Raw genomic sequence first — 10,660 nt, 5'->3', positions numbered from 1 at the left:
CTTTTTCTATCTTTAATTTGTTTGATTTGGCGTGGACGTAGCTTCCTCGTTGGTAACGTTTTCTTTTTCTTCAATTTTCTCATCAGTCCTATCCTCCTGTTTTATATGATTATCAGATAAATTTTTTTGTTCTTGCTCAAGCTTTTTCTGCTCTTCAATTCGCTGATAATTGATGATACTGCCATAATAACGACGGATATTTTCAACGTATTGTAATGCTTCATAGCCTCTGGCATAACCATATTTCAGATTGGTATAATAACGTTTTTCAGCAAGTAGTGGCAGATTTTTCTTCACATCTAACCAATTATCAGGATCTCCGCCCAGTTGTTTGGTTAATCTACGGAGATCTAACAAATGTCCTAACCCCATATTATAAGCCGCTAAGCTATACCAAATTTTATCTTCTTGTGGAATAGTTTCTGGCATCTGTCTCATTAACATATGTAAATATTCAGAGCCAGCTTTTATACTTTGAGCGGGGTTTGTTCTATCTGAAATTTTCATTCTATCTGCGGTATCTTTTGTCAGCATCATAATGCCACGTACACCTGTTGGTGAGGTAGCATTTGGATCCCAGTGAGACTCTTGATAAGCAATAGCTGCTAACATTTGCCATTCTAAATCGCCTTTATGTTCACGGAAAAGTGGATCATATTTGGGGAGTATCGCTTTTATTGCTGCCAAATAGCTTTGAATATCAACATAATCAAATTTTTCCAAATGATTAAAATATTTCTCCTCAATGCGTGAAATAAGTCCATTCTCTACAGAATCCGACATAAAATCCAATAGAGCTGATTGTAATTCGCTGTAGGAGCTATTTGCTAAATACCATAACACAGGGTTTTCATCTGTCAAATCGAAGCCTACCGCGAGATTAGGGTTAATATGCTGTACAGAAGAAATATCGACCGACATTGCGATAGTATGTGGAATTTCGGCTTGAGCGACTTTTAATAATAGCTCTTCTTGGGTAAATTTATCTGAAATTTGCCACTTCAATTGAGGATTCTTTTGCTTTAGCTGATTGAGTATTGGAATAACCGCAGAACCAGTTGGAATAATGACATTTTCTTGCAAGTCTGAAAGTCGATATGGTCTTGTTGTACCTTTTTTATACACTACTTGCCAAGAAGCTGAGTAATAAGATGGACCGATTTGAAAGGTTTCATTTAATTCCGGGTGATAGAGTAATCCTGCCGCAGCAATATCAATATCATTGTTTTTTAAGGCGTCAAATAATTTTTCGCTGCTATCGTAGCTTTTTACTTCAAGATTAACGTTTAAATATTGTGCAAAGGCAGTCGCTAAATCATATTCAATCCCACTTTTGCCTTCAGGACCGACAAAATAGGAAATCGGGTGGTTGATCATTCCCACTTTTAGCTTTTTACTCTGCTGAATTTGAGTGTAGTGATTAGCTTCTGAATGAATAATTTTTTGCCAAGGGAAAATCATATCCCAAGCCCAAAGTAAGAGAGCTATTGCGATAAAAAGGCGAGCAATTAATCCTTTCAATTTAAAATCCTCATTCATTCAACTAAGAGCTTAAGAGCTAAGTCTAGCCGAAATTATAGCTTAACGAAATAGTTTAATTAATTTAGTAGTAGAATTGATAAAAAGAAAGAACTTAAATGAAATGGCGCACCCGAGAGGATTCGAACCTCTGACCGCTCGGTTCGTAGCCGAGTACTCTATCCAGCTGAGCTACGGGAGCGTATTTGAAGATTGTGAGAATTTAGTTTATCAGCAACCATTTTATTTTTAGAGTAATAAATAAAATGGCGCACCCGAGAGGATTCGAACCTCTGACCGCTCGGTTCGTAGCCGAGTACTCTATCCAGCTGAGCTACGGGTGCGTGATAAAGTAAATGGCGGTGAGAGAGGGATTCGAACCCTCGATAGAGCTTTTTAACCCTATACTCCCTTAGCAGGGGAGCGCCTTCAGCCTGCTCGGCCATCTCACCACTCACTGTGTCTGTGGGCGACATATTACTAGAATTTAAAAAGATGTCAAATTCTTTTTCCCGAAAATATTAAATTCTCGCGTGTTTGCCTATGTAATAAGCAAAACGATGATTTTTTAAGTTTTATAGAATAAATATTAAACATTTCATACGGTTATAAATAAAGCGGTAAAATTTTCTAAAAATTTTACCGCTTGTAGCTTAAATATTATTTTTTCTTTTTCTTGCTTTGAGCTTTCTCTTTATTTTCATCTTCGGCAATCGTTTTTACACAAAGATGTAAGATTTGCTCGACACCATTTTTAATATAGTCATCACCACGTACTTTATTTTTTTGCAAATCTAACATTGCATCGTGAATACCTTGTGTCATACTCGTTGGTTGTACTAAGTTCCAGCAATTTGGATCTAAGTGGTTAAAGTTAGCTTGTAAATCGGCTGCATAAAGTATACCACTATAGTAAGCATAGACATTATGATCTAACATTCTATTTATTGTCATTGCACGAATCTGTTCAATTGGCAAGGCTACTTTTTTAGTGTACCAATCATTTACTCCATTCATAAATGAATTGATGTCATAAGTTTCGTTTACTCTGTCTTTATAGGTTTGAGCGGTTGCACCGTAAGCAATTGCATAAGATTTTTGATCCACTTCTGCTTCATTTAAGCGTGTCCAACTGCTTTTGTTTGATGAACAAGCGGCTAAAAATGCCACTGCGGTAATCATTAAAATAGATTTAATTGTTTTTTTCATATTTATAACTCCTTATTGTGTTTGTCATAAAGTTTTAGCTATTTTACCGAATAAATGGCAAAATTACTTAAAAATTTTATGAGGTCAATATGAAACAGTATTTAGATTTATGCCATCGTATCGTAAATGAAGGGAAATGGGTAGCTAATGAACGTACAGGTAAGAGCTGTCTTACTGTGATTAATGCAGATTTAATCTATGATGTTGAGAAAGGAGAATTTCCATTAGTTACCACTCGTCGCAGTTATTGGAAAGCGGCAATTGCAGAGCTTTTGGGCTATATTCGAGGCTATGATAATGCTGCTGATTTTCGTAATCTGGGAACTAAATCTTGGGATGCCAATGCGAATGAAAATGCCGCGTGGTTAGCGAATCCTTACCGTAAAGGTGAAGATGATATGGGCTTGGTTTATGGGGCTGTTGGACGTAACTTCCCAAAACCTGATGGCGGTTCGGTGGATTTACTTCGCCAAATTGTTGATGATCTGAAAAAAGGTATTGATAATCGGGGCGAAATTTATACTTTCTATCATCCAGGTGCATTTCATATGGGGTGTTTGCGTCCTTGTTTGCATAGCCACCATTTTTCATTGCTGGATGGTACGCTTTATCTTAATAGTACTCAGCGTTCAGCAGACGTACCTCTTGGCTTAAACTGGAATATGATCCAATGTTACACTTTCCTTGCGTTAATGGCTCAAATTACAGGGCATAAAGCAGGGCAAGCTTTCCATAAAATTGTGAATGCTCATATTTATGAAGATCAACTTGAGCTAATGCGTGATGTACAGCTAAAACGTGAACCGTTAAATGCACCCAAATTAATTATTAATCCTGAGATTAAATCACTTGAAGATTTAGAAACTTGGGTAACTTTAGATGATTTTAAAGTGGAAGGTTATGAGTACCATCCATCTATTCAGTATCCATTCTCTGTGTAATAAAAAAGAAAGCCTAGATATTCTAGGCTTTCTTTCAAATTGTTAAAAAGAATTATTTTACTAAGTCTTTTAATGCTTTACCTGAAACGAATGCAGGTACTTTAGCCGCTGCAATTTTGATCTCTTCACCGGTTTTTGGATTACGACCGGTACGTGCTTTACGCTCATTTACTTTAAATGTACCGAAGCCGATTAATTGAACAGGATCGCCTGCTTTTAAGCTTGCAGAGATTGCATCAAGAGTTGCTTCTAATGCTGCTTTAGCATCTTTTTTAGTTAAGTTTGCACCAGCTGCGATAGCATCGATTAACTCAGTTTTGTTCATAGTTTTATCCTCTAAGATAGTGTTTTGAATAAATGACGTAAAACGTCTGAAAAGTTATTGAAACCTTGCCATAGCTTAATTCAAAGTTCAGATTTGTCAAAGTATTATTGTGCAAGATTTTGTAAATATGTATGTTATTGGTTAATATTTAACCCGATATTGCTGATGCCACTTGTTCTAATTTCATCTTTTAAATCAAAAATGAGATCAAGATCACGGTTTTCACATTCGTTGAGCAAGCGATAGATTTGCCATTGCACATCTAGCTCTTCTTGAATTTCCTCTGAATTTTTCAACTCTTGCTCGCTGAGTTCCTTGTCTTGTTGCATTTCAAGATAACTTGCCACTGTGCCTAATGAAATTTGGCTGATACGGATTGCTTGTTCTAAAGTTGCCCCGGCAATAATGCTGTGTAGTAATTCAGAAAGGGCTTCACAGGCTTCCTGTGCAGGTAAAACCCCGAAAAATTCATATTCATTTACGTCGGGTATGATTTCTTCTAATTTCTCTAACTGATTGTCGAAATTAATTTTTGCCCCTTTTACGGTTAAATATTCCCAAACTAAATTTAAAATATTTTGGAACACTTTCGCTTTTTCCGGTTGCTCGGTAACTTCGCAGAAAAGTTGATAGTTAGGGTACATTCTTTCGCATAAACAAGCCATAAAGGTTACATTTTGCCAAGGCTCAAAGCGTTCCATACGTTTATGAATTGGGTTTCGCATTTTGTTTCCTTATTAATTAATAAGTGCAAGCGGTTAAAAATTGCAGTTTTTTTGCAAAATTGCAAAAAATGATCGATTTTAGACCGCTTGTTGAATTATTTATGATACTGCTTCGAGTAGTTGTGAATTGCATCAACAAACACTTTAGGGCTTTCGACCGGTACGTCTAAGTGGATTCCGTGCCCTAAGTTAAAGACGTGTCCGCTGCCATTACCGAAACCGGCAAGAATATTCTTCACTTCTTGTTCAATGCGTTCAGGTGTTGCGTAAAGCACGCTTGGATCCATATTGCCTTGAAGTGCCACTTTATCACCAACCCGTTTACGAGCATCGGCAATATCGACTGTCCAGTCTAAACCAATAGCATCACAGCCTGTTTCTGCAATTGCTTCTAACCATAAGCCGCCACCTTTGGTAAAGAGAGTAACAGGCACTTTACGACCTTCATTTTCACGGATTAGCCCATCAACAATTTTGTGCATATAGCGTAAAGAGAACTCTTTATAATCATTGTGTGCCAATACGCCGCCCCAAGTATCAAACACCATTACCGATTGAGCTCCTGCTTTGATTTGTGCATTTAAATATAAAATCACGCTATCGGCTAATTTATCGAGTAATTTGTGAAGAATTTGTGGCTCAGCGTAAAGCATTTTTTTGATTTTGGTAAAGGCTTTGCTTGAGCCACCTTCAACCATATAGGTTGCTAACGTCCAAGGGCTGCCGGAGAAGCCGATTAGCGGTACTTCGCCTTTTAATTCACGGCGAATGGTACGCACAGCGTTCATTACATATTGTAATTCACCTTCAGGATCAGGAATAGGTAGATTATTCACATCAGTAAGTGATTGCACAGGGCGAGCAAATTTCGGACCTTCGCCAGCACCGAAACTCAAACCTAAGCCCATTGCATCCGGAATAGTGAGAATATCAGAGAATAGAATAGCAGCATCTAATTCATAGCGGCGTAAAGGTTGTAAGGTTACTTCACAAGCTAAATCGGCATTACGGCAGAGCGACATAAAATCGCCGGCGATCGCACGAGTTGCCTTATATTCAGGTAAATAACGCCCTGCTTGACGCATCATCCAAACGGGAGTCATATCCACAGGTTCACGCAAAAGGGCTTTTAAATAGCGATCATTTTTAAGTTGAGGCATTGGTTTTTCCTTTGATTGTGAAGCGGTTGTTTTTATTGAAAAATTTGCAAAATATAGATGAAATTTATTCACAATCCTTGTAAGGATTGTTCACAGCTTTGCTGCCGTTGGCAAAGCCAACGTTCAAAAAGCGATGCTTTTTGTAACCGCTTGTATTTATTAATGTAATTGTGGCTTTTCTTCTGTTTTAGGAACGCCTAAAGCAAAATGGCTATGTAAAAATAGAGCTAACACTCGTAAATATTCCAGCACTTCTTCGCCAGCTTCAAGGAGTTCCGCATTATTATCGTCCTCATTGTAACCTAATTTTGCGATTTCATCTAAATCATCAATTGCCTCGCCTACTTCGTCGGTTTCTTGTTGCAGGGTTAGCTGAGCAACACCTAAGCCAAGTAAGAAGTTGTTTGTCCATTCAGAAATACCGTCAGCAAGAGCAAATCCGTCTTCGTCATTTTCGGGTAGCCACAGGCTGAATAGGGTATTTGCTTGGGAGAAACTGTCGGTTAATTGTCGGTAAAATTCCGTTAGTTGTTTTAACGGCTCAACTGAAAAAGCGTGTCCGTCATTGGTAAATTGATAGGTTAAGGTTTTCCACGAATCATCTTGAATGCCACCTGCAATCAGTCCGCATAAGAAGCCGTGAAACTCTGCCGGGGTGTCTTCAATTTGTAATTGAGTGATGAGTTGTTTAAATTCTTGGGAATTTGTCATAGCCATAATTGCATTATTGTGATTTTGCTAAAGAATGGCATAATATAGCAAAAATTTAGCGATTAAGTGAGGATTTCGTATTTATGTCGGCAAATAATATCGAATTACAGATTTTTGGTCAGGTGCTACGCTTGCAATGCCCTGTTGAGCAGCAAGAGCATTTACTGGCTTGTGCACAGCGTTTGGAAGAACGTGTGGCGGTATTGAAAGAGCAGTCCGGCATTATTCAGCTTGAAAAAGTGTTAGCTATTGTGGCTCTGAATTTAAATTATGAATTAGAGCAGGCACAGCGTCAAAATGCAGAAAATAAAAGTGTGCTTGTCGCTTGCATTGAGCAGCTAGATAATTCTCTCGGAAAATTTCAATCAAATTAGCTGATTTTTAGCCTAATTGATTAGGAATAGAGCTAAGAGCATTGAGAAATTGCAATTTATGTGATTAAACACTAGGAAAAATTATTAAATTCCGTTACTATAAATCTTGCCTGGGGTGTGCGTTATTAGTTACGTCCCTGAGCCGATAATTTGAAACTTTGAGTTGAACATCTACCGCCGGTGAGCAAGCTTACCTTGAGCTCAAACTCAAGAGTAAGAAGCCTAAAAGCAGTTACGTTTGACTCCCTTGAACCAACTGGTTCAAGGACCATTACTGGTAGCGGCATCTCGGGTACTTATATGAACAATTCTATTCATTCTTTTTGTCGCCACTCTCGTGAACAATTACGGCAATTGATGCGGGCGAAACGCTTAAGTTTAACCTCATCGCAACAAGCACAAGCTGCTCAATCACTTATTCCACAAGCAATTTCTTTAATTGAATCTTACCAAGCCTCACATATCGCCTTTTATTTACCTTTTAACGGTGAAATTTCTCCGCTGCCTTTAATGAATACTTTGCTTGGACAAGGAAAAAAAATCTATTTGCCTATTCTCCACCCTTTTACAAGCGGTCAATTATTGTTTGTAAATTACAATTGCAAAACTATTCTAAAATTTAACCGCTTGGGCATTCAAGAGCCTGTGCCGGATGTTAGAAATATCATTCCCTTACAAGAACTAGAGATGATTTTTACACCATTAGTAGCGTGCGATAAAGCAGGGAATCGGTTAGGAATGGGAGGTGGTTTTTATGATAGAACACTTGCTCAAGCTCCTCATATTATAAGTGTGGGGTTGGCTCACGAATGCCAGCAAGTCGAACAATTACCGATTGAAAGTTGGGATATACCGTTAAATCATATTATTTTGGGAGGAGCGAGATGATTGAAAAAAAAGAAAAGGAGTCCACAGGAAACCAAAGTTTAATTCGTGGCTTAACACTTTTGGAACTATTGGCAAAATTTCCTAATGGTTGCCCGTTAGCCCACTTAGCGGAGCTTTCAGGCTTGAATAAAAGTACGGTACATCGTTTATTGCAAGGCTTACAGCAAGAAGGCTATGTTCGCCCGGCTCCAACTGCAGGCAGCTATCGTTTAACCACTAAATGTTTAGCGATTGGGCAAAGAGCTTTAAGCTCAATTAATATCTTACACATTGCGGCACCACATTTAGAAGCCTTGAACTTAAAATTAGGCGAGACGGTTAATTTTGCGATGCGAGAGAAAGATCACGCAATCCTCATTAATAAATTAGAGGCAACCACAGGCTTAATGCGGACTAGAGCTTATATCGGGCAGCAGATGCAACTATATTGTTCTGGTATGGGTAAACTTTTCTTAGCCTATGATTCCGAAGATTATATTCCCCAATATTGGCAAGCGAAATCCTCTGTGATTCAACAGCTTACAATCAATACCATTACCACGATTGAAGGAATGAAAAAAGAGCTGGAAACCATTCGTGAGCTCGGTTTTGCGATGGATGCAGAAGAAAATGAGCTGGGTGTTTCTTGTATTGCTTGCCCGATTTTTGATCATCAACAGAAGGTCCATTATGCGGTTTCCGTCTCGCTTTCAACGGCTCGTTTAAATCAGCTAGGACAAGAAAATTTACTGCCTGCTATTCAAGAAACGGCAGAAAAAATTTCAGCCGAGCTAGGTGGGCGATAATTTTGTATTGCCATTTTGATTATTTCAGGTAATCTTGCACCCTTTAAAAATTATATTTTATAAAATTAAAATTTTGAGGTTCATTCATAATGTTTGGTTTTGACCCAACAACAATAATGTTTGTTGTTTATATTTTGGGTATGATTGCAATTGGATTTATTGCTTATCGTGTAACAAATAATCTTTCAGACTATATTTTAGGTGGTCGCCGTTTAGGCAGTTTTGTAACAGCATTATCCGCAGGTGCTTCAGATATGTCGGGCTGGTTGCTGATGGGATTGCCCGGTGCAGTCTATGCAGGCGGTTTAATTGAAGCTTGGATTGCAATCGGTTTAACTATCGGTGCTTATCTAAACTGGAAATTAGTAGCAGGCAGATTACGTTCTCACACCGAACACAGCGGCGATGCTTTAACCTTACCCGAATACTTCCACAACCGCTTTGGTGATAAAACGAAATTAATTAAGATTTTATCAGCGGTCATTTTTTTACTCTTTTTTGCAATTTACTGTGCCTCAGGCGTAGTAGCCGGTGCGAGAGTGTTTGAAAACCTCTTTGGTTTACCTTACCACCAAGCAATTTGGTATGGGGCAGTAGCAACCATTCTTTACACCTTTATTGGTGGCTTTTTAGCAGTAAGCTGGACGGATACCATCCAAGCCTCATTAATGGTTTTTGCCTTAATTCTAACGCCTCTGTTTGTAATGTATAACTTAGGTGGTTTTGATGAAATGCAAGCCTTAATCGATCGTGCAGGCGAAATGGCACAAAAAGATTATAACGATATCTTTACCGGCACGAGTATTTTAGCCGTGATTAGCCTAATGGCGTGGGGGCTTGGCTATTTTGGTCAGCCACATATCGTGGTGCGTTTTATGGCAGCGGAAAGTGTGAAATCGCTTGAAAATGCACGCCGTATTAGTATGACGTGGATGGTTATTTGTTTAGTAGGGGCGATTGGCATTGGCTATTTCGGTATGGCTTATTTCTTCGGTAATCCGGAACAAGCAAGGAATGTGAGCCAAAACCCGGAACAAATTTTCATTGAATTAGCAAAATTACTATTCAACCCTTGGGTTGCAGGTATTTTATTATCAGCCATTCTTGCTGCTGTAATGAGCACACTTTCAGCACAATTACTGATTTGTTCAAGTGCGATTACCGAAGATTTATATAAAGGCATTTTACGCCCGAAAGCGGCAGACAAAGAATTAGTGTGGTTAAGCCGTTTAATGGTGCTTGCGGTGGCAGCTCTTGCAATTTATATCGCTCAAGATCCGGACAGCAAAGTATTCGGTCTAGTCAGAAATGCGTGGGCGGGCTTCGGCTCTGCTTTCGGACCTGTGGTGCTACTTTCTCTTTTCTGGAAACGTATGAATGGCTTCGGGGCAATTGCGGGAATGCTGACCGGTGCATTAGTGGTGCATTTCTGGGGTGATATTACCGAACTCTTTGTTCTACCTGAACTTTATTCAATGATACCGGGCTTTATTACGGCAACCGTGATGATTATTGTGGTTTCACTAATTACACCGGCACCAAGCAGAGAAGTTCAAGAAACCTTTGAACGTGCAAATAAAGCATATTTAGATGAAGTAAAATAACATAAAAGAAAAGTGGCTTAGGGCGATCCTTAAGCCACTTTTTTGTAAAAGTTTTATTAAAAATAACCGCTTGTAACATTATGACAAATCTTCTCCTTGCGATTATTTATCTCTGTTTTATCAGTTTAGGCTTGCCTGATGCCATTTTAGGGGCGGCGTGGCCTTCAGTGCACCAAGATCTTAGTGTACCGCTTTCCTATGCGGGTGTCGTTTCAATGATTATGTCGATTGGGACTATTACCTCAAGCCTGATGTCGGATAAGCTTACCTACCATCTCGGCACAGGCAAAGTGATGGTAATCAGCGTTGCTTTAACCGCTCTCGCATTGTGGGGGTTTTCGATAAGTGATTCTTTCTGGATTTTGTGTTTATGGGCAATTCCTTACGGCTTAGGAGCCGGAGCGGTGGACGCGGCGTTGA

The 10,660-nt window shown here is 38.9% G+C and carries 12 protein-coding genes, 3 tRNA genes and 1 other RNA gene; 7 read left to right on the top strand and 9 right to left on the bottom strand.

What is annotated here, in order from left to right:
• Nucleotides 1-12: 12 nt before the first annotated feature.
• The 5 genes from mltF to ACJHV0_RS06150 form a co-directional block, all read right to left on the bottom strand.
• Nucleotides 13-1,521, bottom strand: a complete 1,509-nt coding sequence (mltF, locus tag ACJHV0_RS06170) for a membrane-bound lytic murein transglycosylase MltF (RefSeq protein WP_483133675.1) — start codon at nucleotides 1,519-1,521, stop codon at nucleotides 13-15.
• 122 nt (nucleotides 1,522-1,643) lie between these two features.
• Nucleotides 1,644-1,720 (bottom strand) — tRNA-Arg (locus ACJHV0_RS06165).
• Nucleotides 1,721-1,785: 65 nt separating this feature from the next.
• Nucleotides 1,786-1,862, bottom strand: a tRNA-Arg gene (locus tag ACJHV0_RS06160).
• Between the two features lie 13 nt (nucleotides 1,863-1,875).
• Nucleotides 1,876-1,970, bottom strand: a tRNA-Ser gene (locus tag ACJHV0_RS06155).
• Between the two features lie 208 nt (nucleotides 1,971-2,178).
• Nucleotides 2,179-2,727 carry a hypothetical protein gene (locus ACJHV0_RS06150; RefSeq protein WP_334235788.1) on the bottom strand — a complete coding sequence of 183 codons (549 nt, stop codon included), beginning with the start codon at nucleotides 2,725-2,727 and terminating at the stop codon, nucleotides 2,179-2,181.
• An 89-nt stretch (nucleotides 2,728-2,816) separates the two neighbouring features.
• Here ACJHV0_RS06150 and ACJHV0_RS06145 point away from each other — a divergent pair, with 89 nt between their 5' ends.
• Nucleotides 2,817-3,668: a thymidylate synthase gene (locus tag ACJHV0_RS06145; protein WP_025235350.1), complete on the top strand. Its 852-nt coding sequence runs from the start codon at nucleotides 2,817-2,819 to the stop codon at nucleotides 3,666-3,668.
• Nucleotides 3,669-3,720: 52 nt separating this feature from the next.
• Here the strand turns inward: ACJHV0_RS06145 and ACJHV0_RS06140 are convergent, their stop codons facing one another.
• From ACJHV0_RS06140 to ACJHV0_RS06125, 4 genes are all read right to left on the bottom strand, one after another.
• Nucleotides 3,721-4,011, bottom strand: a complete 291-nt coding sequence (locus ACJHV0_RS06140) for an HU family DNA-binding protein (protein ID WP_279611707.1) — start codon at nucleotides 4,009-4,011, stop codon at nucleotides 3,721-3,723.
• A gap of 116 nt (nucleotides 4,012-4,127) precedes the next feature.
• A complete protein-coding gene (locus tag ACJHV0_RS06135; RefSeq protein WP_025235352.1) occupies nucleotides 4,128-4,718 on the bottom strand; it encodes a YjaG family protein in 591 nt (196 codons plus the stop codon).
• 95 nt (nucleotides 4,719-4,813) lie between these two features.
• Nucleotides 4,814-5,878, bottom strand: a complete 1,065-nt coding sequence (gene hemE / locus ACJHV0_RS06130) for a uroporphyrinogen decarboxylase (protein ID WP_334228805.1) — start codon at nucleotides 5,876-5,878, stop codon at nucleotides 4,814-4,816.
• Between the two features lie 159 nt (nucleotides 5,879-6,037).
• Entirely contained in the window at nucleotides 6,038-6,595 is a 558-nt protein-coding gene (locus tag ACJHV0_RS06125; protein ID WP_483133674.1) for a UPF0149 family protein, read from the bottom strand.
• A gap of 77 nt (nucleotides 6,596-6,672) precedes the next feature.
• Between ACJHV0_RS06125 and ACJHV0_RS06120 the strand changes: the two genes are divergently transcribed.
• The 6 genes from ACJHV0_RS06120 to ACJHV0_RS06095 all read left to right on the top strand — a co-directional run.
• The gene (locus tag ACJHV0_RS06120) at nucleotides 6,673-6,963 is read left to right on the top strand and encodes a cell division protein ZapA (protein WP_188156822.1); all 291 of its coding nucleotides are present in this window, start codon (nucleotides 6,673-6,675) and stop codon (nucleotides 6,961-6,963) included.
• Nucleotides 6,964-7,067: 104 nt separating this feature from the next.
• Nucleotides 7,068-7,262, top strand: a non-coding RNA gene (ssrS, locus tag ACJHV0_RS06115) — 6S RNA.
• A 1-nt stretch (nucleotide 7,263) separates the two neighbouring features.
• Nucleotides 7,264-7,851: a 5-formyltetrahydrofolate cyclo-ligase gene (locus tag ACJHV0_RS06110; protein WP_025235355.1), complete on the top strand. Its 588-nt coding sequence runs from the start codon at nucleotides 7,264-7,266 to the stop codon at nucleotides 7,849-7,851.
• The gene (locus tag ACJHV0_RS06105; protein WP_138317395.1) at nucleotides 7,848-8,636 is read left to right on the top strand and encodes an IclR family transcriptional regulator; all 789 of its coding nucleotides are present in this window, start codon (nucleotides 7,848-7,850) and stop codon (nucleotides 8,634-8,636) included. The genes ACJHV0_RS06110 and ACJHV0_RS06105 overlap by 4 nt, the downstream gene beginning before the upstream one ends.
• Before the next feature lie 89 nt (nucleotides 8,637-8,725).
• The gene (gene putP / locus ACJHV0_RS06100) at nucleotides 8,726-10,240 is read left to right on the top strand and encodes a sodium/proline symporter PutP (protein ID WP_483133673.1); all 1,515 of its coding nucleotides are present in this window, start codon (nucleotides 8,726-8,728) and stop codon (nucleotides 10,238-10,240) included.
• 80 nt (nucleotides 10,241-10,320) lie between these two features.
• Nucleotides 10,321-10,660: MFS transporter (locus ACJHV0_RS06095; RefSeq protein ID WP_483133672.1), on the top strand; the 340-nt coding region annotated here is incomplete at its 3' end.

Source organism: Mannheimia sp. (genome assembly GCF_056854775.1).
This window is presented reverse-complemented; position numbering and strand designations above follow the sequence as displayed.